The 22,884-nt window shown below is 38.0% G+C and carries 24 protein-coding genes and 1 riboswitch; of the genes, 14 read left to right on the top strand and 10 right to left on the bottom strand.

What is annotated here, in order from left to right; all coding sequences use genetic code 11:
• Window positions 1-241 precede the first annotated feature (241 nt).
• A complete protein-coding gene (locus CHH48_RS10130) occupies window positions 242-850 on the bottom strand; it encodes a transglutaminase-like domain-containing protein (RefSeq protein WP_095219030.1) in 609 nt (202 codons plus the stop codon).
• A 221-nt stretch (window positions 851-1,071) separates the two neighbouring features.
• Window positions 1,072-1,176, top strand: a riboswitch (SAM riboswitch).
• Window positions 1,177-1,256: 80 nt separating this feature from the next.
• Between CHH48_RS10130 and CHH48_RS10125 the strand changes: the two genes are divergently transcribed.
• From CHH48_RS10125 to CHH48_RS10115, 3 genes are all read left to right on the top strand, one after another.
• Window positions 1,257-2,222: a hypothetical protein gene (locus CHH48_RS10125; RefSeq protein WP_095219029.1), complete on the top strand. Its 966-nt coding sequence runs from the start codon at window positions 1,257-1,259 to the stop codon at window positions 2,220-2,222.
• A 147-nt stretch (window positions 2,223-2,369) separates the two neighbouring features.
• Window positions 2,370-2,927 (top strand): cysteine hydrolase family protein, encoded by a 558-nt coding sequence (locus CHH48_RS10120; RefSeq protein WP_095219028.1) that lies wholly within the window; start codon window positions 2,370-2,372, stop codon window positions 2,925-2,927.
• Window positions 2,928-3,238: 311 nt separating this feature from the next.
• Complete coding sequence (locus CHH48_RS10115) at window positions 3,239-4,651, top strand: alanine/glycine:cation symporter family protein (protein ID WP_095219049.1); 1,413 nt, start codon at window positions 3,239-3,241, stop codon at window positions 4,649-4,651.
• Between the two features lie 230 nt (window positions 4,652-4,881).
• Here the strand turns inward: CHH48_RS10115 and CHH48_RS10110 are convergent, their stop codons facing one another.
• Genes CHH48_RS10110 through CHH48_RS10100 form a run of 3 tightly spaced genes read right to left on the bottom strand, consistent with a single transcriptional unit; the run spans window position 4,882 to window position 6,067 of the window.
• Window positions 4,882-5,298, bottom strand: a complete 417-nt coding sequence (locus CHH48_RS10110; protein ID WP_095219027.1) for a MerR family transcriptional regulator — start codon at window positions 5,296-5,298, stop codon at window positions 4,882-4,884.
• Between the two features lie 32 nt (window positions 5,299-5,330).
• On the bottom strand, window positions 5,331-5,726 hold the full coding sequence (locus CHH48_RS10105) for a cupin domain-containing protein (protein WP_095219026.1): 396 nt from the start codon (window positions 5,724-5,726) through the stop codon (window positions 5,331-5,333).
• A gap of 5 nt (window positions 5,727-5,731) precedes the next feature.
• Window positions 5,732-6,067 (bottom strand): carboxymuconolactone decarboxylase family protein, encoded by a 336-nt coding sequence (locus CHH48_RS10100; RefSeq protein ID WP_095219025.1) that lies wholly within the window; start codon window positions 6,065-6,067, stop codon window positions 5,732-5,734.
• Window positions 6,068-6,383: 316 nt separating this feature from the next.
• Here CHH48_RS10100 and CHH48_RS10095 point away from each other — a divergent pair, with 316 nt between their 5' ends.
• Together CHH48_RS10095 and CHH48_RS10090 are read left to right on the top strand one after the other, a co-directional pair.
• Entirely contained in the window at window positions 6,384-6,899 is a 516-nt protein-coding gene (locus CHH48_RS10095; RefSeq protein WP_095219024.1) for a DoxX family protein, read from the top strand.
• 133 nt (window positions 6,900-7,032) lie between these two features.
• On the top strand, window positions 7,033-7,320 hold the full coding sequence (locus CHH48_RS10090) for a hypothetical protein (RefSeq protein WP_095219023.1): 288 nt from the start codon (window positions 7,033-7,035) through the stop codon (window positions 7,318-7,320).
• A gap of 52 nt (window positions 7,321-7,372) precedes the next feature.
• Here CHH48_RS10090 and CHH48_RS10085 read toward each other — a convergent pair whose 3' ends face one another.
• Window positions 7,373-7,816, bottom strand: a complete 444-nt coding sequence (locus CHH48_RS10085) for a VOC family protein (protein WP_095219022.1) — start codon at window positions 7,814-7,816, stop codon at window positions 7,373-7,375.
• A gap of 84 nt (window positions 7,817-7,900) precedes the next feature.
• Here CHH48_RS10085 and CHH48_RS10080 point away from each other — a divergent pair, with 84 nt between their 5' ends.
• Complete coding sequence (locus CHH48_RS10080; protein ID WP_095219021.1) at window positions 7,901-8,842, top strand: helix-turn-helix transcriptional regulator; 942 nt, start codon at window positions 7,901-7,903, stop codon at window positions 8,840-8,842.
• A gap of 249 nt (window positions 8,843-9,091) precedes the next feature.
• On the top strand, window positions 9,092-9,748 hold the full coding sequence (locus tag CHH48_RS10075) for a FusB/FusC family EF-G-binding protein (RefSeq protein ID WP_095219020.1): 657 nt from the start codon (window positions 9,092-9,094) through the stop codon (window positions 9,746-9,748).
• A gap of 20 nt (window positions 9,749-9,768) precedes the next feature.
• On the opposite strand, the gene CHH48_RS10070 is transcribed toward CHH48_RS10075, so the two are convergent.
• Window positions 9,769-10,212, bottom strand: a complete 444-nt coding sequence (locus CHH48_RS10070; RefSeq protein ID WP_095219019.1) for an Lrp/AsnC family transcriptional regulator — start codon at window positions 10,210-10,212, stop codon at window positions 9,769-9,771.
• Between the two features lie 123 nt (window positions 10,213-10,335).
• Here CHH48_RS10070 and CHH48_RS10065 point away from each other — a divergent pair, with 123 nt between their 5' ends.
• Complete coding sequence (locus tag CHH48_RS10065; RefSeq protein WP_095219018.1) at window positions 10,336-10,752, top strand: carboxymuconolactone decarboxylase family protein; 417 nt, start codon at window positions 10,336-10,338, stop codon at window positions 10,750-10,752.
• An 82-nt stretch (window positions 10,753-10,834) separates the two neighbouring features.
• Window positions 10,835-11,344 (top strand): GNAT family N-acetyltransferase, encoded by a 510-nt coding sequence (locus CHH48_RS10060; RefSeq protein WP_095219017.1) that lies wholly within the window; start codon window positions 10,835-10,837, stop codon window positions 11,342-11,344.
• Window positions 11,345-11,429: 85 nt separating this feature from the next.
• Here the strand turns inward: CHH48_RS10060 and CHH48_RS10055 are convergent, their stop codons facing one another.
• The gene (locus CHH48_RS10055; RefSeq protein WP_038558255.1) at window positions 11,430-11,636 is read right to left on the bottom strand and encodes a DUF4305 domain-containing protein; all 207 of its coding nucleotides are present in this window, start codon (window positions 11,634-11,636) and stop codon (window positions 11,430-11,432) included.
• 6 nt (window positions 11,637-11,642) lie between these two features.
• Window positions 11,643-12,371: a CPBP family intramembrane glutamic endopeptidase gene (locus tag CHH48_RS10050; RefSeq protein ID WP_095219016.1), complete on the bottom strand. Its 729-nt coding sequence runs from the start codon at window positions 12,369-12,371 to the stop codon at window positions 11,643-11,645.
• Between the two features lie 267 nt (window positions 12,372-12,638).
• Here CHH48_RS10050 and groES point away from each other — a divergent pair, with 267 nt between their 5' ends.
• From groES to CHH48_RS10030, 4 genes are all read left to right on the top strand, one after another.
• The gene (gene groES / locus CHH48_RS10045; protein ID WP_095219015.1) at window positions 12,639-12,923 is read left to right on the top strand and encodes a co-chaperone GroES; all 285 of its coding nucleotides are present in this window, start codon (window positions 12,639-12,641) and stop codon (window positions 12,921-12,923) included.
• Window positions 12,924-12,975: 52 nt separating this feature from the next.
• Window positions 12,976-14,607, top strand: coding sequence for a chaperonin GroEL (groL, locus tag CHH48_RS10040; protein ID WP_095219014.1), 1,632 nt, complete (start codon window positions 12,976-12,978; stop codon window positions 14,605-14,607).
• Between the two features lie 251 nt (window positions 14,608-14,858).
• Window positions 14,859-16,229 (top strand): hypothetical protein, encoded by a 1,371-nt coding sequence (locus CHH48_RS10035; RefSeq protein ID WP_095219013.1) that lies wholly within the window; start codon window positions 14,859-14,861, stop codon window positions 16,227-16,229.
• 292 nt (window positions 16,230-16,521) lie between these two features.
• The gene (locus tag CHH48_RS10030) at window positions 16,522-17,406 is read left to right on the top strand and encodes a hypothetical protein (protein ID WP_095219012.1); all 885 of its coding nucleotides are present in this window, start codon (window positions 16,522-16,524) and stop codon (window positions 17,404-17,406) included.
• 1,334 nt (window positions 17,407-18,740) lie between these two features.
• Here CHH48_RS10030 and CHH48_RS10020 read toward each other — a convergent pair.
• Both CHH48_RS10020 and CHH48_RS10015 read right to left on the bottom strand, forming a co-directional pair.
• Window positions 18,741-19,700 carry a retron St85 family RNA-directed DNA polymerase gene (locus CHH48_RS10020; protein WP_095219010.1) on the bottom strand — a complete coding sequence of 320 codons (960 nt, stop codon included), beginning with the start codon at window positions 19,698-19,700 and terminating at the stop codon, window positions 18,741-18,743.
• 162 nt (window positions 19,701-19,862) lie between these two features.
• On the bottom strand, window positions 19,863-20,753 hold the full coding sequence (locus CHH48_RS10015; protein ID WP_095219009.1) for a retron St85 family effector protein: 891 nt from the start codon (window positions 20,751-20,753) through the stop codon (window positions 19,863-19,865).
• A gap of 503 nt (window positions 20,754-21,256) precedes the next feature.
• Between CHH48_RS10015 and CHH48_RS10010 the strand changes: the two genes are divergently transcribed.
• A complete protein-coding gene (locus CHH48_RS10010; RefSeq protein ID WP_095219008.1) occupies window positions 21,257-22,234 on the top strand; it encodes a Gfo/Idh/MocA family protein in 978 nt (325 codons plus the stop codon).
• Window positions 22,235-22,884: the final 650 nt, after the last annotated feature.

The raw sequence follows: 22,884 nt of genomic DNA, 5'->3' as shown, positions 1-22,884 counted from the left end.
GCTACTTTGTTTCTGTACTTTTAAATATAGAAAATCCTATTTTAGAGAAAAGATAAAGAGTAAAGATGATTACTAAAATCCTGCCTATTACATATCCTTCTGTTACGTCTAAGTTATTTCTGTATAATAAATGACTATTAAAACAAAGATAAATTGCGATTAATAAAGGAATGGCGATAAACAATACAGCAATGGTACGTCTGGCTTCCCAACTCATCATACTCAGACCTTTCTATCTATTTTATATAAAATCAGGTAAATGCCTCTTATACATATCTAAAGCATTCTTGCTGCTTTCTAAAACCCGGATTGTCTTTACATTGGGTTTTGCGTAGATAATCGGATAATCTATCTCATCAAATTGTTCATTAATCCGAAATGCTAATTGCTCATCATGCAGAGAAAATTCTGATTGTATTCCGGGTTTATTTCCGCGTGCGTCAAGTCGTATCCACTTATTTAAGCTTTTAATATAAACCCCATTAAGAGCATGAATGCAATAACCTTTGTCTGGTGTATCGAATAGGGTCAATCTTTGATAGCAAAAGCCTGTTGGAATATTTAATGACCTTAACATGGCTGCAAGCAAATTAGATTTTGCATAACAGATGCCTTCTTTATATGTAAGTACTTCTGATGCCCTGCAAGTCACACGCTTGCTCTGAATATCCCACGAGTGCCCTATACTATCACGAACATAATGGAATACTACTCTAACTTTGTCTATTTCGGACATTCGAGATGAAATTAGCTCACTGATCTTGTCTCTGATCAGGGGATGTGAGAAATCAATTACATCTGATTCATCCAAATAGTCATTGTAAGATTGTGATTCTGGTATTAAATTCATATATCTCCCCCCTGTAACTCATATGTATAAATATACCAGTAAAATCAATAGGAGGATTCATGAATTTTAATTGTTCTAAGTCACTTTTATAAACATACATTAATAGTTGTCTAAGCAATTTGCTCTTGTATGTCGATGTAACTTCTTATTCCTGAGTAACCCGATAAGTTATATTGACAATCTGATCGCTGTCTGATAAACTTTCTGAAAACTGTATATGTTTCTTATCTAGAGAGGTGGAGGGATATGGCCCTGTGAAACCTCAGCAGCAGGTCTGACAACAGATACTGTGCTAATTCCATCGGTTCATAGCCGGCAGATAAGATGAATAGAGGAAGCCTCTCGACGCATCTTGCACGAGAGGCTTTTGTATTTGTCCCGCTGCCTACAGAAAGGGGAAGGCAACATGTTTGAATTGATTCGAGAACTGTCCAAGTACAAAGGGTATAATCAGTCGTTTGTTTCACAGATCGTTGATAAGATTACACCGTTCGCGGATGAGATGCACTTTGACAGTCGGGGGAATCTTATTGTCCGTAAATATGGAGAAAAGTATTCGCCTAAAATCACCTTGCTGGCGGAGGTAAAGGAAGAGATTTATGTAGTGACGTCCATTACGGAATCAGGAGCGCTTGTAGCAGATGCGAATTATTTTTCGCTTACGTATGCTCAGGGGCAGACTGTTCAAGTGGAGGCAAAGAATGGATTAGTGCAGGGCGTGATTATGGCAGGTGAAGCAGAACAACATGCTGCTGTGATCGACATCGGTGCCAACTCGGAAAGCGATGCGCGTGAGATGGGTGTGGAGCCTGGCAATCATGTGACGTTATTTGATGACTTCTTGTATCTTGGTGACGAAGTGAGTGGAAGAGTCGTTGGAAAAGGGTTGGATAATAAAGTGGCACCGGCAATTGCGATCAATCTTTTGCAGCAGTGGGATGCAACAGAAGGGGACATCACTATTATTTTCTTTCCGTTTCATAACAAAAAGCAACTAACCTATCAGCTTGAAGGAGAAGCGGCCTTTTTTATCGGATCCGTCCCTCGCCAAAGAATTGCGCACAAAAGCCGAGGAGCCATCGAATTAGGAAGCGGAGTTGCGATCAAAGTGGCAGACAAAACAATTCCAATCAATCAGACATTGAAAAATCAGTTGGTCGATTTGGCCATTGCTCATGACATACCATTTCAGTTAGAATTTTTATTTCGACATCGCTATAAAAAACTATCCACCAAGATTCCAGTGAGTGTCCTTAATATTCCTATCGAGCATCTTGACCAGACGACACAGGTCGTGTCAGTAAAGGACTTGGAGGACACGAATCAGCTAATACAGACTTATCTTTTACGAAGCAAGGAATTACAATTTTAGTTTGTGGTAAAAATCCCCATTACTGTTTAATTTCCAGTATACTGAAGCTAACAGTATAGAGGAGGCGGTTCAGTATGAAACAGACAAATGCAGCATACAAGTCGCAAAGCAGGAGTGCCATAGCAATCAGCTAAAGGGGAGCTTTTATTGAAGCAAGCACTATTGATTATTGATGCACAGCAAGCACTAATTGAGGGCGGAGCAGGAGAGAGACCTGTTTATCGCAAAGAGAACCTGATTGAACAAATTAACCTGGTCATCGGCAAGGCACAAACAGCAGACGCTGCTATTCTTTTCGTCCGTGATACAGATGTCGCGGAAGGACAAGGAACGGGATTCCAGATCCATCCAGGTATCCAAGTACCAAAAGAAGCACCTATCTTTAACAAGCAGGCTACAAATGCTTTCTATGGAACAGGTTTGCTTGAACATGTGAAAGAAGAGGGATTTACTCATCTTGTCATCATGGGCTGCGAGACCCAGCATTGTATTGACACGGCAGTTCGTACTGCCACCGTACAAGGCATGGATGTAACACTCGTAGCAGATGGTCATTCAACAGCTGGCTCTGATGTTCTGACAGCAGAGCAGATCATCCAGCATCACAATCAGATTCTGCACGGTCACTATAATGTGGATCATTTCTCAGTTGTGCGTCAGGCAGCAGAGGACCTGTTTAAACCGACGCATGATACGTATCGCTAAGCTTATTGTTTAATGTTCGTAGACTTAAAAACCCTTCTGAATTTTATTTGGAAGGGTTTTTATATGTAGTTAATGCAAAACAGTTCCGTTAGATTTTTGTTAAATTAATTACGCTCCACTTTATTTGAATGATTTAATTATTTGAATTATGAAATTTATCCGTTACATTTCCTTACAAATCCAATGCATCCTCCACGCTATTTCGACATAATAAAAACATATTCCATCTTAAATACATCTTTTCAGGAGGTATTCTATTGGGCTTTGAAGCTTTATTAACGGAAATTAGCGGTTATTTGTGGAGTGTACCGATGTTGATTTTCATCGCTGTAGTTGCTGGTGTATATACAATTGCATCCGGGTTTCTGCAGGTAAGATATTTGAAGGACATGGTTGTGCACACGTTTACCGGGAAAAGTTCTGAATCAGGTGTTTCGCCCTTTCAATCTCTGGTTATTGCGCTCTCAGGCAGAGTCGGTACAGGGAATATAGCAGGTGTTGCGACTGCTATTGCAGCAGGAGGCCCTGGGGCTATATTCTGGATGTGGTTCATTGCTTTCTTCGGATCTGCAGCTGCTTTTGCTGAATCGACACTTGCTCAGATTTATAAAAAGAAAGTGGATGGCGAGTATCGCGGCGGACCGGCTTATTATGCGGAGAAAGGGCTTGGATGGAAATGGTACGGTTATATTTTCGCTGTAGTTGCAGCTGTATCTACCTGTCTTTTAACTCCAGGTGTACAGGCAAATGCAATTGCTGACAGCATGAATAATGCATTCGGCATCGGACCAGTTATCACTGGGATTGCTTTGGTTGTTATTACAGGGTACGTCATCTTTGGCGGTGTCCGCAGAATTGCCTTCTTGGCTTCATATGTCGTTCCAATCATGGCATTATTTTATCTAATTGTAGCTGCTATTGTTATCTTCGCGAATATCGAACAGGTTCCAAGTACATTTGCGCTTATTTTCAGCTCTGCTTTTGGTGTTGACTCTGCGTTTGGCGGTATGATTGGTGCTGCCATAAGCTGGGGAGTAAAACGCGGCTTGTATTCCAATGAGGCAGGGCAGGGAACAGGAGCGCAGGCAGCGGCTGCTGCAGAAGTATCCCACCCGGTAAAGCAGGGCTTGGTTCAGTCCTTCTCAGTCTATATTGATACACTGCTTATTTGTACAGCAACAGCACTGATGATATTGATGACAGGCAATTATAGTGTAGCAGATCCGGATGGAGGCTATATTGTCGACTACACGGACGGCATGGAAGCAGGCGCAGGATATACGCAGGCAGCTGTGGATGGCGTGCTTGGAGGATTCGGATCACCTTTTGTAGCTATTTCTCTGTTTTTCTTTGCCTTTACTACATTAGTTGCTTACTTCTATATTGCGGAAACAAATCTATTTTATATTGTCAGAGGAGCATCAAGGAAGATTTTCTCCAACATCCTTAAAGTGTTATTCCTTGCGGCGATATTCTTCGGCACTGTACGCTCGGCAACCTTTACTTGGACACTAGCGGATATAGGACTTGGATTAATGGTTTGGGTAAACTTAATAGCTGTCATCCTGCTGTATAAACCGACCATGGCAGCACTCAAAGATTATCAGCTGCAAAAGAAACAGGGACTTGATCCAGTGTTCCGACCTTCACAGGTCAATATTAAAAATGCTGATTATTGGATAGAACGTGAACAGGAAGATGAAAAGCGAAAAAAGACAATGTAACAGTAGGAGGCAGTGGAAGAGGACGTTGCCCGGTTAGTTTCTGGAATATGCCGAGTATGAAAGTGAAAGAGTGGAGAGAATCAACTTCTCTCCACTCTTTTATAATTGTTGGCTTGTAAGAAAGACTATCTCATTTAAAGCGAAATAAGCTGCTCAGCATTTGCAAAGGAGTCATTAAATTGTTCTATCCCAGGGCGGATAACCAATCCTACACATAATACTAGAACAAGCTATTCATTTTTTGTATTTTTACCTTCAACAAACCGTTGATATAAATCCTTTTCGTCATTACCGTTTATATATTGCCTGTACATGTCTATCTTCTTGTTCATAAGCTCCAGATTGTGCTGGTACTCTGCAATTTTAGCTTCTACATTATCTTTATGATGAACTAGAATCGCGACTAATTCCTCATAATTTTCACTTTCTGATTCTCGAAGGACTTTATACTTTTTTAAGTCCTCTAGTGACATTCCGGTCCCTTTCATATGAACGATGAAATCCGCCCATAACCGATCATCTTCGGAGTAGACACGAATATTGCTGTCATTCCGTTTTGGAACAAGCAAGCCTTCTTTCTCATAAAAACGCAGCGTATGCTCGCTTAACTTGGTGAGTTTCGCCAATTCCCCTATACGATAAGCCATCAGATATTCTCCTTGTTTGCCGTTTGATGCACTTACAGCTTGCTATACCACTCATCTTCAACAGGCTCCAGCCACTCTGTCTGACCTGGTGAAATAGCTAAGTGAACAAACCAGCTATCCTTCGTCGCACCATGCCAATGCTTCACGTTTGCCGGTATGTTTACCACATCACCTTTTTTAAGCAGCTGTGGAGCTTTGCCTTCTTCTTGGTACCAGCCTTCTCCACCTGTAACGAGCAGGATTTGACCGATATTGTGTGCGTGCCAATTATTACGCGCTCCTGGTGCGAAGGTGACATTACCGATTGGTGCATCAATTGGGGTTTTATCCATATATATCATGTTCAAATATGCATCGCCAATGAAGTTAGTTTCAACTTTATCTCCTAATTCGAAAATAGTACTGTTGCTTAGGTTTTCTTTAGTCATTATGTTTATCCTTCTTTCTGTTCTTCATCAAAAATTTTTTTAGCAATGTTAAATGCGGACCAAGCTTTCGGCCAACCGGCATAAAAGGCAAGGTGGGTAATAACTTCAGAAATTTCATCTTTTGTTAAGCCATTCGCTTTTGCTTTCTGGAGATGAGGAGTAAGCTGTTCCATATTCCCGCCCGCAAGCAGGGCAGAAACAGTAATCAAACTGCGATCACGCGGTGATAATTCCTGTTCCCTCGACCAGACCTCTCCAAAAAGAACGTCATCATTCAGCTCTGCGAATTTCGGAGCGAACTCTCCTAATAAATCCCGTCCTGCCGTCTGTTTTTCTGCCATTTCCATTTCTCCTCTCGGTAATTTTTTATTGTTTCTTTCTTTAAGCTACACCTTTGAGTCAACTCTAAGTCAAGGTATGTCTTTTGAAAAAAGATGCAGAAGCCATCGGATGAAAGAAACTATTTGAAACAGCATTACGCCCATGTTCACAAAACTGTAAAAGGAATATTGCAAATTTGTGAAAACGCTCACAAATGTGAGCGCAATATGATTTTTTCGCTTATACTACAAGTGTAGAAGGAACAGCGCTAATCCATCTCAATCTATTATGTGAAATGTTTAACAAACTATTTTCATGAATGGAGTGTAGAAGAAAATGATCATACAGTGGATTCGAAACAGTAAAGCAGCAGCGGGACTTTGGGCAGTTATCCGAATTTATCTTGGCTATAGCTGGTTAACAGGCGGAATTGGCAAACTAACAGGCGGTGGTTTTGATGCAAGTGGCTTCCTGCAAGGCGCAGTCGCACAAGCTGGCGGAGATCATCCAGCGGTGCAAGGCTGGTGGGCTGTCTTCCTGGAACAGGTCGCATTGCCGAACGCGGGATTGTTCAGCTTCCTCGTTATGTGGGGAGAGATACTTGTCGGAATCGCACTTATTCTCGGAGTCTTTACTAACTTCGCTGCTCTTATGGGAATAACAATGAACTTCGCCTTTCTGTTCAGCGGCACCGTCAGCACTAATGCACAAATGGTCTTGCTGACTGTCTTCATACTAGTCGCAGGAGCTAATGCCGGACGATATGGGCTGGATCGCTGGGTAATGCCATATCTCAGAAATCACTATCCCAAACATACAACTAAAACACCAACGAAGCCGATTGCTTCTTAAATAATTATGGAACCTACCGTGCATCAGCGGTAGGTTTTTTGGTTTTTTAAATGTAAAATGAAACCCATTTTTTGTTAATTCGTACAGATAATATCACTTACAATTTCAAAAATGAATAGAAAGGATTGAAAACATGATTATACTTTTGGATGTATTCAGCATTCTGATGCTGTCTTCCATTTCGGGCTCTTTTTCGGAGGATGATACGCAGCATAATATCGAGCAATTAAGAAAAACAGATTGGTTCCAGAAGTATTTGAATCAACAGCCGTATCGGGATCTGCTCATCTTTGATAAGGATGTACGAAAAGTTATTGGACGACTGAATAATAAGAAGCTGGCGAAGAATCCGCAAAGAAAAGCTTATCAGCATATTGTCACAAAAGTATTGCAGCGAAAGATCATTGTTTCAGCAAAGTAATTAGCGGAGAAAAGGAACCGAGCATTAATGCTGGTTCCTTTTCTTTCGTTAACTATCTTAACCTTGGATCATACATCAACTGTAGATCAACCCCAAAGGGATCTCGAACAACAGCATACGCCTTACTGAACATATTTGCCGATAGTGGGCGAATAACTTTTACGCGGGTATCGCTCGTTACGTTTTGATAGAAATGGTTTATCTCTGTTAAGTCTGCACTTTGGATACAAAGAGAGAAGTTATTGCCTGTTTGATATTTCTCGTCAGGCTTCATTATTTCTTCTGCGATCATTAGTTTCGTTTTGCCGATTGACAGCACAGAGTGTGAGATATGATCCTTGTTTTCTTCTGTAAGCTCCATGGATGGATCACGCTTTACCATGTCTGCATAGGTCACAAGTAAAAGCTCCTTTGCCTGCAAGTTATGCTTGTAGAATTCGATCGCTTCCTTCGCTTTTCCATTCATGGATAGAAAAACAGCAATCTCCAATGTCATGTAAAAGACCTCCTTTTCCTGTTAACAGTTTTAGCTTACAGTAAAAAAGTATCAATTCATGACACCTATTAAGGAGCTTTTATCATGCGCAAATCAGAAAGATTGCAGGACATGCTGCAATACATAAATGAAAAGAAACAATTTAACTTAAAAGATTTGATGGAAGAGTATAGGATATCCAGAAGCACGGCTATTCGGGATGTCCAGGCACTTGAAATGCTAGGTATGCCGATTTATGCGGAACATGGCAGAAACGGAAAGTACGTTGTCTTAGATAATCGAATTTTCTCTCCAATCACTTTTACAGCAGATGAGCTGTACGCCATTTACTTTGCGATGCTGACGTTATCTGGATATAAGGAAACACCATTTGAGCAGGAAATAAACAGTTTAGAAGAAACCTTTAAAAGTGTCTTACCAAGCAGTATCAAAGATAGAATCAAAAAAATGAAGGATTCGGTAAGGCTGGATACACCTAGTCATAGTAATGAGGCACCTTATCTTAAGGAAATCCTGAAAGGAATTATGGAGGAGAAGGTCTATACGATTGCCTATCGAAAAGAAGAAATCAGATATAAGACAGTTCAGTTTGTTACGCTGCAAGCGAAATTCGGACAGTGGTACGCAAAAGTCTATAATATGGGTTCAAACCGTATTCAGACTGTTCGCTGTGACAAGATAGTGCAAATGAAAAAGTCAGAAGAGAAACAGCCTTTGGAATTACAGTATCTGTTTTCACTTTTGAAGACGTATCATCATCAGCCAGGGGCGACTATGTTCACCGTAGAAGTTACAGAACGCGGAAAGGACCTTTATGACAAAGAAAGTTATCCGTCCATGAAGCTAGAGCAGACAGATGATACTTATACGATATCCGGCTATTACAATAGGAATGAAGAAGCGTTCATTGCTGACTATTTTATGCGATTTGGTAAGTCTATTATTTCTATCCAACCTTCTGAACTCCGAGTTGCAATCCGAAATAAGCTACAGTCGCTTATGATCCACATGGACAACATAAACTAGCAATCGACTGCTTTATTCCTTTTCATGTTGCAACAATACCCTCATTTGTATATTCTGGAAGTGGAGGTGATACCTGATGGCAACTGAGAGGAATGCTCATGCGTCAGAATTTGTAACAGCTCATGCAAAGCCTATGGTGAAAGGCGATACTTTGTGTGAGAGGTCTGTTTACTAATCGCCATTGTATCCTTTTCTGTCCGGGCTTTGCACTTATCTAAGCACTCAAAAAGATAAGGGAGCGAACAGAAAATGGATAAACGGAAAACTACAAAAGAAGCATTTATTAGGAATGACCAATATAACTTCATCGCACGGCAGGTATCTCATATTATCAATGCGCATGCGTCGGTAAATCATAAGGATACACTGGACGGTGTGAAGCTCCATGCTTTTTCAAAAGTAGAGGAGATACTGCCAGAAATGAATGAGGTACAAGAAACACTTCTTAATCGCCTGCTCGAAATAGAAGAGGAAATAGAAGCCGAGGCATTTTTATCAGAGCTGAGGCAGTATGTCATCCCATTTCGACGGGTCTCGAAGAAAACTGTGGAGAAGCTATTTCCGAAGGCGAAAAAGCTGCAGGTGCCAGACATTGATGGTATGGATTTTAAGAGATTGTCGTATATCGGATGGTTCGACACGCGGGCGCATAAGCAGCACTTGATTGTAGAATATCAAGGCAAGCTGAAAGGTATCTCCGGTGTCTTTGATAACAGCAGTACCCAAGGAATCTGTACATTATGTAACAGTCTGGATGAAGTGGGTTTGTTCGTTACAAGGGTCAAGAGCGGGAAAGAGACCTATGTAAATAGAGGAAACTATATATGCAAGGACAGTCAGGCATGTAATGAAAAGCTGACGGATAGAAGGAAGATAGAGACTTTCCTGGATTATCTGTTTCAGTAATGGGAAAAGAGCAGACTCAATCAGTCTGCTCTTTTTATGTTTTCATTAATTTCCACCTGTGAAAAGATGAAGTGTGTCACAGTCACAGCATAGGAAGCGATTGAATCAATGAATTCCTCCACCTGCGCAAAGTTTTCAAAACGCATTTTCAGTATAAAGCAGGCATTGCCGGCAATTCGATAACAGAAATCCACATTATCCAGTGTCGCGATATGTGCTTTAAATCCACTATAATTTCCATTCTTCATCGTCGCTTCCATGATGCATTGGACCGGCTGACCCAGCTTTTCATAAGCAATCTCCAGTGTATATCTCTTAATCACCCCGAAGGATTCCATCTGTTGCACACGCTCCTTTACAGAAGGAGATGATAAATTAACCCGCCGTCCGAGTTCGCTCATGGACAGGCGGCTATTTGCCGTTAATTCTGCTAGAATCCTTCTATCTGTATCATCTATTTTCATTTTTTAAAACATCCTCACTAAATTCGTTAATAAGAATAAGTTATAGTCACATAACGCCTTAAAATCTGTATGTAAATAGGATCAACGAATGCTTATATTAAATATAGCGAAGGAGGAGAAGTCATGGCAAGAATTACAAAGTCGAAATTCGGTAGAACGAGCTTCACAAAATTATTAGGACATAACCTAGAAATCATGACCGCCTGGTCGGAGCTAGCCGATATTTTAGAGAATGATAGTAAGCTATCCAAAAATTTGAAAGAACAAGTAAGGCGTACATTAGCTCAAAACAACGGATGTACTTATTGCAAAGCAAAAGGAAAACCAGATACGATCTTGCAGGACGAGAAAACGTCTGTGGCCGTAGGATTTGCGATAGTCTTTCAAAACCATCATAAAGGTGATGTTCCAGATTCATCGTTTGCAATATTGAAGGAATATTTCACAGAAGCTGAGATCAGTGAACTTTGTGCTTTTATCTGCTTTACCACTGCACAGCAATATTTTGGGGCGATGATGAAGCTCGAAGCGGAGCTGTGAAAAGACGAGAATTGCCAATGAATAATTATCTGAGTATTGTTATAATTAAATTGTTAAAACCTGTAAGAAAGGGGAGGGAATTATGATACATATAACACTAGCAAATTCAGACCACGTGGCAGGTATATCCAAAGTATGCAGCGATGGATTTAGGGCCACGCACAGTGAAAAGCGTTCGGATAAATACATTCAAGGCATTATCGAAGAGTTTTATAATCACGACAGAATTCTAAAAGAAGTATCTGAGATGAGCAGAGATTGGGGCGGATACTTCGTTGCACTCGAAGATGGAGAAGTGCTGGGAGCTATCGGTGGTGGAATAATCGGTGAAGGTATTGGAGAGGTGTTCGTGTTGTATCTTGATCCTGAACGACGCAATGAGGGAATAGGAACGAAATTGTTAGATGCCCTCACCAAACAGCAAAAGGAACAGTTTAACGCCACTGAACAGTGGGTATCTGTAGCAAAGGGAAATCAGAAGGGTATACCTTTTTATGAAGCGAGAGGATTCGTTGTCCAGCACGAGCGACCTGGTTACCATGATATAGAAGGAGAAAGTTATCCTGCCTTGAGATATTATCGAAAGATATAGCATATCCTGAATCTGTAGAGTGGCAAGCTTACATAAGAAACAGGAATGAGGGAACGAAAAAACCAGCCTCAATGGCTGGTTTTCCTTATTTCTTGTTATTCATTTTCTTGATTTTGAAATACAGGCTGAAATATCGGAACGATGTGTAAAAATCAAATGCAGCGAATACTGCAAGTAAGATGCTGAAAATCGTCCAGTCTTTTGCTGCCTGTACGTCATGTATGGCCCAATAGACGAAGAAGACACCTATTACAAGGTAGAGTATCGCGGCGGGCAATGGCGATCGTATCATAATTTCTTATCCTCCAAAGATGATCATTTGCATATTTTCTAGTTGTTTCTGCATTCTTTCTATTTCTTCCATTCTTTCCGGGGTGAGATAGAGCTGAATGATGACGACCATCAGATTCATCAAGCCGTGTGTGATGATAGGTACGATGATTCGCTTTGTCTGTACATATAAAGCTGCAAAAACGACACCCATAACGAAGTATTGCAATAGGTGTAAGAAGTCTCCATGTACGGCACCGAATACGAGTGCGGAGATAAGTACTGCTACGAAGAAGTTTGTTCGCTTGTAGATTTCACCGAATAGTATTTTACGGAAAATGATTTCTTCCAATACTGGGGCGAATACAACGACAATTAGTACAAACGCTGGAACTTCCCGAACTGCGTCCAGAATGTTAGACGTATTTTCTGAGCCTTGTGTGATTCCAAAAGCATACGTCTCGATTAAGCCTGCAATCACTTGTCCGGCATAAGCGCCAAAGAAACCGATAATGATCCAGACAATCGTCATTCCGGGACCAGTAGCGTTTCGCACAGCTGGTGTCCGCATGTCCTTGCGTAGCATAAAGCAGACGATAACGACAGCGAGCAGGAAGGTGATCAGACTCCACCAATACGAGACGGTTGCTAAATCCAGCCCTCGATCATCCATCAAAGGAACGAAAGGAACAAGCAGGAATGCGGAAAGCTGCATCACAATATATGTCAATATGACGAACCAATAACGTGCTGGCAATATAACGACTCCTTCCGCCTTACTTATGTAGTTGGCATCTTACGTATTTTAACATAAGAAGCAAGGAAGTATGTAGCGGTGCGCATTGTAATTACCCTGTTAATTCGTCCAAGGCTTGGCAGGAGAAACAAGGAATTCGTCGAACAACTATCAGAGTGTCATGCTTGCATTCCGTTTTCGTTTTGATTATTATAATAACTGTATTAGCACTCAACTAACTCGAGTGCTAAAAATCAAATTATCGATTATATAAGGAGGGTTTCTCACATGTTGAAGCCACTAGGCGATCGTGTTGTAATTGAACTTGTAGAGCAGGAGGAAAAAACAGCATTTGGTATCGTGCTTCCTGAATCTGCAAAGGAAAAACCGCAAGAAGGTAAAGTTGTTGCCGTCGGTAGCGGTCGTGTAACCGATAATGGAGAAAGAGTTGCACTGGAAGTTGCAGAAGGCAATTTGATCATTTTCTCTAAATACTCTGGTACAGAATTGAAATATGAAGGAAAAGATTACTTAATTCTTCGCGAAAGCGACATCCTTGCAGTAGTAGGATAATCCGAAGAACAGATTTATATAACATAGAAGATATTATAGGAGGTTTTTATTCATGGCTAAAGACATTAAGTTTTCTGAAGACGCTCGTCGTTCCATGCTTCGCGGTGTGGACACACTTGCTGATGCAGTTAAAGTAACACTCGGACCAAAAGGCCGTAACGTTGTATTGGATAAGAAATTCGGTTCTCCACTAATCACAAATGATGGTGTGACAATCGCGAAAGAAATCGAACTAGAAGATGCATTCGAAAACATGGGTGCGCAGCTTGTATCCGAAGTTGCTTCTAAAACAAACGAAATCGCTGGTGACGGTACAACTACAGCGACAGTCCTTGCGCAAGCAATGATCCGCGAAGGCCTTAAAAACGTCGCTTCTGGTGCAAACCCAGTAGGCGTGCGCCGCGGTATCGAAAAAGCGGTTGACGTAGCTGTTAAACAGCTTAAAGAAATCTCTAAACCAATCGAAGGCAAAGAGTCTATCGCACAAGTAGCGGCAATCTCTGCAGCTGACGAAGAAGTTGGTAAACTAATTGCAGAAGCAATGGAGCGCGTTGGTAACGACGGCGTTATCACAATCGAAGAATCCCGCGGCTTCAACACAGAGCTTGAAGTGGTAGAAGGTATGCAATTCGATCGCGGTTATGCTTCTCCATACATGGTTTCTGACCAAGATAAAATGGAAGCAGTTCTTGAAGATCCATACATCTTGATCACAGACAAAAAAATCTCCAGCATCCAGGAAGTACTTCCTGTACTTGAGCAAGTTGTTCAGCAAGGCAAGCCTCTATTGATGATCGCTGAAGACGTAGAAGGCGAAGCGCTTGCAACACTTGTTGTAAACAAACTACGCGGTACATTCAACGCTGTTGCTGTTAAAGCTCCTGGCTTCGGTGACCGTCGTAAAGCAATGCTAGAAGATATCGCGACACTAACTGGTGGTGAAGTAATCACAGAAGACCTGGGTCTTGATCTGAAGAACACGCAAATCACTCAGCTTGGCCGCGCTTCTAAAGTTGTTGTTACAAAAGAAAACACAACTATCGTTGAAGGTAACGGCAACCCAGAAAACATTTCTTCCCGCGTAGCACAAATCCGTGCACAAGTAGAAGAAACTACTTCTGAATTCGACAAAGAAAAACTGCAAGAGCGCCTAGCGAAACTTTCTGGCGGTGTTGCAGTAATCAAAGTCGGTGCTGCTACTGAAACAGAATTGAAAGAACGCAAACTACGCATCGAAGACGCCCTTAACTCTACTCGCGCAGCAGTAGAAGAAGGTATTGTAGCTGGTGGTGGTACAGCTCTAGTTAACATCTACAACAACGTTGCAGGTCTTGAACTAACTGGCGACGAAGAAACTGGTGCTAAAATCGTCCTTCGTGCAATTGAAGAACCAGTTCGCCAAATCGCGCACAACGCAGGCCTTGAAGGATCCGTAATCATCGAACGTCTTAAAAAAGAAGACGTCGGTATCGGCTTCAACGCAGCAACAGGCGAATGGGTAAACATGCTTGAAACAGGTATTGTTGACCCAACTAAAGTAACACGCTCCGCACTTCAAAACGCAGCATCCGTAGCAGCTATGTTCCTAACTACTGAAGCAGTAGTAGCTGACAAGCCAGAAGAAAACGCTGGCGGCGGCATGCCTGACATGGGCGGCATGGGTGGTATGGGCGGTATGATGTAAGGCCGTCTTATAAAACATGGATTGTTTAATGCTATTTTTCATCCTATTTGAGAAGTAGTTATGTAAAAAACTTATATGGTTAGCAAAAACCACTTCCTATAAATAATTATGGAGTGGTTTTTGTTTTATTAAACATACGGAAAATAAAGAAAGAGTAATTATGTCAATTAGAGTTAAAGTTTTACTTAATATAAAAAAAACAATTCATAAAGCTAAAAGAAATGAGATACATAAAGAAGGAGTTGTAGAGAGTGCTAGATAATAATTTTAATAGAGAATTAAAGTCAATTCTCCATTACTGTCTCGAATATGGCATTAAAAATATTTCATTTAAATTGGATTCATTTAATTCAATCAAAAATGTTGATAGGAGAATAGAATTTGGTTCAAAGGTACATTTAGGATTTATGAAAGCCCAAAACTTGATAATACAAAATCTAATTATATTAGGTAATAAAAAGCTTAGAACTAAAGACCAGATTAAAGAGATGATGAGACAAAATAAAGAAAAGGATATTATCCAAAAATATGAAAAGAATTTAGATGTAATAACATATAAAGAGAAAATATTGAGAAAAGCAGCTGACACTATCGCGTGGCAATTATTTGGGAATGATATTACTACAATAAGAAGGTTATACAAAGATATTCCACCTGTTGAAATATATAATTCTAATCTAAAACATGATATCGAAGTAGTTGAGGGTATTTTTAAAAGCAATAACAACACTTTCCCTTTGATAACTGACATTACTTCATTTATACAAGTAGGTGATTTAATAGTTAGAGAGCCTGATAATCCTCAAATTAGAATAATAGAATTAAAAGAAGGAAAGGTAAATGAAAAAATCGAGGAAATAATTCAAGACTATGCTGATAATCAATGTGAAAGAAAGCTTTACTACGAATTATCGGGCAAAGATACGAAGTTCCAAAAACAATTTAGTAGGTATGTAAAACAACAATCTAAAGCATTAAAGACTGCGAATATTATTAATACAGGAGAAGGGAAAGATGATGTTACAGGTATTGATTTAAAAATAATTAACGACGTTTTTTATACACAACACTACGATGGGATTATTTCTAAAATGCTGGAGGAGGTGGATAAACATAATTATTCATTAAGAAGAATTGATGAGTGCTTAGTATTAGGGGTATATAATACTTCCAAAATTCCAATACATGAAGGTTTCGAGGTGTGGAAAAAATCTATGGGCATAGATTTTCCAACGGTAAATCTCATTAGTTTTATTAATGCCCCTACAGCGTTTCCTATATTTTTACACCCGTTTTCTATTGATGATAAAGTTCGATTAGTTAATAGAGATAAGACTATATTGATCTCTCTAGATATAAAAAAATGGTTTAATATCTTGGAAGAAAAAGGGTTGAAGGTTAATCTATTGACAAAAAAACAAACTGCCAAACTCAATAATGTACCTTCACAGCTGAAATCTTTTGAATATAACGGGCAGGCAATAGAAATTCAATATGGTGAAATTAAACAAATTTTACATGATGGGATATTTGAGCGAATGTTTAACCAGTGTGTAAGGCCAGCCTCTTTAGCAGATTTCATAAAGTATGGCCTCTCTCATGTGGAAAATATTGATTTTTGATCATATATATCATCTGAGAATCTAATCTTATCTAAAACTAATCCTAGTGATTCATATGGATGTGCACCCATAGTCATGAATTTTTAAGACTAAACTTCTACAAAAGTGTTATGATAGCTGATGATTTGGGATATTTTAGCGGAAGGAAGAAGTAAGTCAGGTGATTAAAATAGTCAAATTTCATGAAAAGAAAAAGAAAAGAACTTATTCTAGTAATTGTTGTAACCTTCTAAAATGTAAAATCCGTTAGGATGAAATGAACTTGCAAATTATTTATATTAGGTAGAATATAATGTTTACGATCTATACTGATATTGAGGTGATCACAGTTTTTAAGTATTTAAGATATAAGATACATAAGACTCGGAGAAGTTATAGAAAAGTATGTAATAAGTTTTTCTATAAAATATTTACTACTCAGGTAAGATTAGCGAATTATATTTTTCAGCTTACTAGTAAACTAAAAATACTAATTAAGGATAACGCTATCCCTATTATCATTGCTCTAATAGTGATAGGAATCTTTAGCTTTTCTTTCTATTTCGAGATAATAAATGAGAGGGCAAGCGGTTTTTGGGATAAGGATTTTTGGCTGGATGAAATAATACCTAATGTTATTGCAGATTCTATAGGAATTGTAGTAAGTACTTTTATTATTGCCAGTTTGTTTAACTATTATCAAAAAAGAAGAGAACTTAAAGTGGTATATAATTTTATGGGGCGAAGTTTTGAGAAACTAATAGAAAGTTTTATTAGGAATTTACTATATTTACTAGAAAGAGATGAGGGGTTTATTACATCTAAAACTATAGATGAGACATTTGAATCTTTAAAAAGAGTTGCAGATAGAAAAGAGCAGATAGACTTTAGTATATTTGGTTCTGATTTTAAAGTTTGGGATGTAACAAGTGGCACATCTATTCATGATGGTTTCTATCAGCAGATTCCAAGTATAAAAGAGTATGAAGATAAGTTCTTTTACTTTTTTGATAAGATAGAATCATTAAAAATAAAACAAAAGGAACTTAAAATTGAAATAGATATTTTGAAATTTTCTGGAAATGAAGATTTATATAATTTGACAGTGGAGAAATGGAATATGATTAGTGATGAACTTAAAGTTAGATCGTCATCCATACTAGAGTATTCTATTAATGAAAAAATAAAGATATTTTAAATATAAACTTAAATGAATTGCTAGAAGGGTTCTCAGCATTCCATAAGAGAAAAATTAAAGAGTTTATAGATAATAATAATGACTTGCTACCACTGGATATAAGGATGGAATTACTAGAGGTAGATAAGCTTGTTAGCACATTTACACATTCAATTAAAGAACACTATTTTCCTTACTTTTTAAGGAGATATCAAACAAAAGAAGAATATCAAGAAATGAAAAAAAAAGAAAGTATTGTTGCTTTACAGAAGTTATGCAATAAATTAATCAAACTATCCCTTTATTTTAAAAGTATTAAGAACTAGGGCGAGAAAAAATGTTATACAGGAACTTCTAGTGGTGAAATACTTTTGTAAATTCATCAGTACTCCTAATTAGAATTCGAAGAAACAAACTGTCGCATCTGCTCGTATTCCTTCATCAATACGAACCTTTGAAATCGAGTAGGATAGTTAAAAAAGTAGTAGATGAAACAAGAAAGTTTACCTTGGCTATTGCTAGAAAATTATTAATCGTCTTATTTCAATTTAAAAAAGGGGTTAGGTTATATGCTTTACTAATACTTCTAATCACGTCACCAGCTTTACGAGCAGACGATTAATCAAGGCCATTATTCTAACATATCTTTAACATGTATTGGATAGTACAGGGAAATAGTACTTCTTCTGGATGGGAAGTAAGTATTATTAGGCTATTAAATCTATTTTTTAGATAGTCACCTCAGTTAAAACAAATCTTTCATTCAAATATTTTGTTCCATTTGCGATTGGTGCAATAAATATCTTTTAACTCTTTAAGTTGTTACATTGAGAAGACCGATTGTTATTTATCATCATTGTTAACAATAAACGAAACCTATGTAAGATTTTTTCGAAATAACAAAACTCAAAATAACCAGAAATAAGATAGTAAGGTACGTAATTACCACAAGAAGCTGCATTCATTAAAAATGTTATTAAAGTAACAGTATTTGCTGTTTCAAGTCAGGAAACTCGCCCTTTCCTAATTAAAGAAGTTTTCCCTTCCAATTGTTCCGATGTTGCTGATTCAACAGCCTTGGAACTGGATGAGGATTCTTATTAAAGCAAAGGGGATTTATTCTACAATCTTCAGAAAGTTTTTCGAGCTTATATTTTAATAAGTACAAGGAATGCTAAAGTTCACACTCTATAAAATCTCTAAGGTTTACTTAACGGTTATGTTTACGTTTTATCTTAAATTTATTGCGATCCATCTTATCATTTTAAAATATAATTATCTTTTCGATATAATTTGAAGGATGTAACAACATATGGAGAAATAAAAAAGTGCAAGGATTTATTAATCACTTTGCACTAAAATACAGATATAATATCTTCTTGTTCCTTTTTCTTTTGCTTAAGGTTCTCTCTATATTTCAATAAACTTATATAACTTTCATAATCTATGCCTTTAAGAAAACTTAACCAACCGTTAATATGCTTATTAAAAAGTCGCCAGGAATCAGTATTTTTCTCCATCTTAAAAATACTGTGGTGAATTTTTGCTCTTAATATTCTTCTCTGCTTTCTACCAATACTAATACTTTTAGAATCAGAAATAATTAAACCGGTAACTTTTCTTTTGTTACCAGGAATCAGTAATCTTGTTTTGCTGGTATTTAAAGTGTATCCTTCGTCTTCAATTATTGCTTTCAATATATTTATAGATTTCCTTAGTTTATCCGTATTATTAGAAGAGAAGGTGAAATCATCAGCATATCTTGAATAAACAATATTCCGTAATGAGCAATAACCATTCAACCTTCTATCTAATTTAATACTAATTATATTAGAAATAGAAGGAGAAGTTACAGCTCCTTGTGGTAGAAACTCCTTATATGTACAGAAACGCGAAAATACTAAAGAAATATGCTCGTCGTAACCAACAGATCTAAAAAGTTGGTATACTCTATTCTTTTTTATACTCGGAAAAAAGTCCTTTATGTCCATACAGAGTAAGAATTGATTATCAATATGCAACTCTACATTATTTCGTATAGTCACGCCTTTTTGAAAGGCCGTAGCAGACGGATCAACTGCAATAGGCTGTAATATATTCTCTAGTATCCATTTTTGAATAGCCTTTAAAGCTGGTGATGGGGAATATACTTCTCTAAATGAGTTATCTTTTTTAGGAATCTTAATAAGATAGTATTGATCGTCTACACTGTTTAAAATTCTTTGCAATGTATACTCGCTTAAATTAATAGCATTTGATAGATCTAATAAAGAATCTATTTTGGGTATGCCCAAAGTGTATGCTGCTATATTCATTATGTACACATCCTTTAATAAAGGCCTAGAATATACTTACCATAAGTAAGCCTTGGCTGTTAAATCAACTTGTTTCCTGGTGAAACGAGGGGGTTTAACAGCCATGGTTGAAAAGCATGTAATTTACTACGATAGCGAATCACTATCGGTAAAAGTAGGTTTCTAAGCATAAGTTCTAGGCCTTCTTGTATTAAAGTTTAACATTTCAATTCTTAAACTGTCTAGACTGCTGTGAATAAAGTGGTCAGGATACTCTGTATGAATACGATTTTTGCCTTTTCTAGTTAAGGAATAAGTTTTGTCTCTTGATTGGAAGTGTAAATCCCTTTTATATGATAAAGAACTTAAACTAGAGTGTATAATACTAATAATCTCTTCTTTTTTAGCTTTATCATTAGAGAACTTCTGCTTAATTATGTTATACAGTGTGGGTCTGTCTATTGAATCTACAATATAGAGTAGTGTAAGTACATACCTTTCAGAAAAAATAGGATTGTGCAAGTTATATACCATATTCTGGTTGTTTTTTTTCTTTACTGTTTTAATATGTTTAAGAAGTGTATCTATTTTTTTTTCATTGAAAGGTTCAGTATAGTTTTCAGAATATACAATGGAAGTAGTATTTTGTTTTAGATATTTTATAGGTCCAAGATTTATAAAGCTTTTAGCTCGTGAGTATTTCTGATTTAGACAAACCACTAGTTTTTTATTCAGATCCTTATGATTTGCAAAAGCTCCTAATTCAGTGAAAGAACCAGGGCTTTCTATACACATAACTACAGCATCTACACTATGAGCTAATATGTTCTCCAATGTGAGCATGTTATATTCTTTAAGTAATAATTGATCCTCAAATATGGTTTCTGGGAGCAGTATGTTTACTTTGTGTTTTATTGAGTTCTGTACCTTATACCTCATACTTTCCTTATCTTTTATATCTGCACCTATAAGAAAAATGTTAATTTCTTTTTTTATTACATCAATAATGTATGGAGTTGCTGTTTCGATTAATCTAACGCCTAACTCTACTTTCAATTCAGATTGACTCTTCATTATCAGTCCACCTATATATTGAATTTTATCTAAATTAAACTATACACTAAATGTTAGATATAAGATAAGCAAAAATGGATTTCCAAATAAGTGTCATGTTTGGTTTATACGTAAACGTGTATGTTTACGTTGTTAAAAACTCAGTCATACTCGCCATCCATCTTAATCATCCATGTCTGCTGTTACTAGTGCCCGTTCTAGTCTCTTTGAGATTAATAAAAGTGAGCTTGTTCAAGATGAATTAATTGAAAGAAGCTTTCCAATTCCCGGATTTGCTCTGGATCCATTTTTATCAATAAAGCATTTACTGAAACTGGTAAAAGCTATAAAATTTTTAAAGAATACCAGTTGTCAGAGGATATTACAGTACCAGTTTACTATCCGAAATTTAACTACCTCAAAGTTGTTTTCATCAAAGTGATCCGTGAGAACACCACGCTGCTGAAAAGTAAGCATCATCTTTCTTTTTTACAGCTCTATCCACAAACAAGGGAGAGAAAAACATGACACTCAAAATTGGAATGATTGGAACAGGTTGGTTTAGCCGCAAGCATGCTGACATTCTATCAAAGATGGATGGGGTCCAGATCCAGGCTATTTGCGGAACAAGCAAAGAGAAAGCTGCAGATATGGCGGCCGATAATGAGGGTGCAAATGGGTATGATCAGTATGTGGAAATGCTGGACGCAGAGGAGCTTGATGCGGTTTATGTCGTTACGCCGCCAATGGTTCGGGGAGAGATCGAATTAGAGCTTATTGGGCGGGGTATTCCTTTCCTCATCGAAAAGCCTCTGGGGATAGAGGACAAGATTCCAGCCAAGGTGTTAGAGCGTATGTATGAAAGTTCTTTGATTACGTCTGTTGGGTATCATTTTCGATACAGTGATTCGGTTCAGCATCTAAAGGAAAACTTAAATAGCCAAACGCTTGGTATGGTATTAGGTAAATGGATGGGCGAGATGCCCATGGTGGGCTGGTGGAGAGATCAAGAGAAGTCTGGCGGTCAATTTATCGAACAAACAACGCATATTGTAGATTTACTAAGATACGTCTGCGGTGAGGTTGAAGAAGTTTACGCGATGTATGGCAATCAAGTACAGCATAACAAGCACGATAATGTTACAGTGCCGGATATTGGTACGGTAAGTTTACGGCTGCAAAATGGCGTGGTAGCTAACCTGTCGAATACGTGCGTCCTTCCTAGTGGCATGGGAGATGTTGGGCTCAAGCTTTATACAGATAAAGGAATACTAGATTGGCAGGTCGATAAGCTAGAAATAGATCAAGAAGGCATAAAGACGGCGTATAAGGATACGGACAATCCATACATTCGGGAAAATGAGGCATTTATTCATGCTGTTCGTACTGGCGACACCTCGCAAATCCGCTCTGATTATAGTGATGCATATCTAACTCATAAGGTGACGTATGCTGCTTTGGAGTCTGCGAGAAGTGGTGTACCTGTTAAGCTTAAAAAATAAAGGTAATAAAAGAAGGAGCGCTGATTTGAATTAGGGCTCCTTTCTTAGCACAGGTGTCTTAGGTTTGTTTATTAATTTGTGTCTTCTTTTATATGTTTGACAGAATCATTAACCGTAATCTGCTTTTACATCATCTACATCCGCATCTCTTTGTTTGATTCTTGCTTCGGCATGGATTAGTGCTTCTCTTGTTTTGGTGAGGTATTCTGCTTTGGCTTTTTGCTTTTGTACTTCTACTTTCTGCTGTTCCAGTGTAACGTGCTAATTCTTCTTTTAGAGTACCTATTTCACGGCCTTTAAATTCTACACTGCAAGATGTCATGCGATCCTAATGGGTTTATCTTTCAGGATATCAAACGGTTAAAGAATAAACGGTTAAAGAATCTGTCCTTGATCGACAATATCATGTTCACTGCACTTGTATCAGCAGATGCGGGTACAAGTGCAGTAAATTAAAAAGTAAAAAAACTGATAAAAATAACTGGAATTGAAAAGCTTGCAGATCATACTACCACGAAAGGCTCTGGTGGGTAGATGTTATCAGCTAAGTTCTAAGGTACTAATGCTATGACAAGTGAAATTTGGATGCTAAAGCATCAACCTTCATGACACGAAAACTACATCTTAAATATTTTAGAAAAGAGGCTGGA

The sequence above is a fragment of the Terribacillus saccharophilus genome, assembly GCF_002272075.1.
Lineage (GTDB): Bacteria > Bacillota > Bacilli > Bacillales > Amphibacillaceae > Terribacillus > Terribacillus saccharophilus_A.
Note: the sequence above shows the minus strand (reverse complement) of the source record. Positions and strands in the feature narration are given on the sequence as shown.

Bases quoted from the DNA above. Each gene is read 5' to 3' on its own strand.
- CHH48_RS10130 (WP_095219030.1), bottom strand. From the start codon at position 850: ATGAATTTAATACCAGAATCACAATCTTACAATGACTATTTGGATGAA.
- CHH48_RS10125 (WP_095219029.1), top strand. From the start codon at position 1,257: ATGTTTGAATTGATTCGAGAACTGTCCAAGTACAAAGGGTATAATCAG.
- CHH48_RS10115 (WP_095219049.1), top strand. From the start codon at position 3,239: ATGTTGATTTTCATCGCTGTAGTTGCTGGTGTATATACAATTGCATCC.
- CHH48_RS10110 (WP_095219027.1), bottom strand. From the start codon at position 5,298: ATGGCTTATCGTATAGGGGAATTGGCGAAACTCACCAAGTTAAGCGAG.
- CHH48_RS10105 (WP_095219026.1), bottom strand. From the start codon at position 5,726: ATGACTAAAGAAAACCTAAGCAACAGTACTATTTTCGAATTAGGAGAT.
- CHH48_RS10100 (WP_095219025.1), bottom strand. From the start codon at position 6,067: ATGGCAGAAAAACAGACGGCAGGACGGGATTTATTAGGAGAGTTCGCT.
- CHH48_RS10095 (WP_095219024.1), top strand. From the start codon at position 6,384: ATGATCATACAGTGGATTCGAAACAGTAAAGCAGCAGCGGGACTTTGG.
- CHH48_RS10090 (WP_095219023.1), top strand. From the start codon at position 7,033: ATGATTATACTTTTGGATGTATTCAGCATTCTGATGCTGTCTTCCATT.
- CHH48_RS10085 (WP_095219022.1), bottom strand. From the start codon at position 7,816: ATGACATTGGAGATTGCTGTTTTTCTATCCATGAATGGAAAAGCGAAG.
- CHH48_RS10080 (WP_095219021.1), top strand. From the start codon at position 7,901: ATGCGCAAATCAGAAAGATTGCAGGACATGCTGCAATACATAAATGAA.
- CHH48_RS10075 (WP_095219020.1), top strand. From the start codon at position 9,092: ATGGATAAACGGAAAACTACAAAAGAAGCATTTATTAGGAATGACCAA.
- CHH48_RS10070 (WP_095219019.1), bottom strand. From the start codon at position 10,212: ATGAAAATAGATGATACAGATAGAAGGATTCTAGCAGAATTAACGGCA.
- CHH48_RS10065 (WP_095219018.1), top strand. From the start codon at position 10,336: ATGGCAAGAATTACAAAGTCGAAATTCGGTAGAACGAGCTTCACAAAA.
- CHH48_RS10060 (WP_095219017.1), top strand. From the start codon at position 10,835: ATGATACATATAACACTAGCAAATTCAGACCACGTGGCAGGTATATCC.
- CHH48_RS10055 (WP_038558255.1), bottom strand. From the start codon at position 11,636: ATGATACGATCGCCATTGCCCGCCGCGATACTCTACCTTGTAATAGGT.
- groES (WP_095219015.1), top strand. From the start codon at position 12,639: ATGTTGAAGCCACTAGGCGATCGTGTTGTAATTGAACTTGTAGAGCAG.
- groL (WP_095219014.1), top strand. From the start codon at position 12,976: ATGGCTAAAGACATTAAGTTTTCTGAAGACGCTCGTCGTTCCATGCTT.
- CHH48_RS10030 (WP_095219012.1), top strand. From the start codon at position 16,522: ATGTTTACGATCTATACTGATATTGAGGTGATCACAGTTTTTAAGTAT.
- CHH48_RS10020 (WP_095219010.1), bottom strand. From the start codon at position 19,700: ATGAATATAGCAGCATACACTTTGGGCATACCCAAAATAGATTCTTTA.
- CHH48_RS10015 (WP_095219009.1), bottom strand. From the start codon at position 20,753: ATGAAGAGTCAATCTGAATTGAAAGTAGAGTTAGGCGTTAGATTAATC.
- CHH48_RS10010 (WP_095219008.1), top strand. From the start codon at position 21,257: ATGACACTCAAAATTGGAATGATTGGAACAGGTTGGTTTAGCCGCAAG.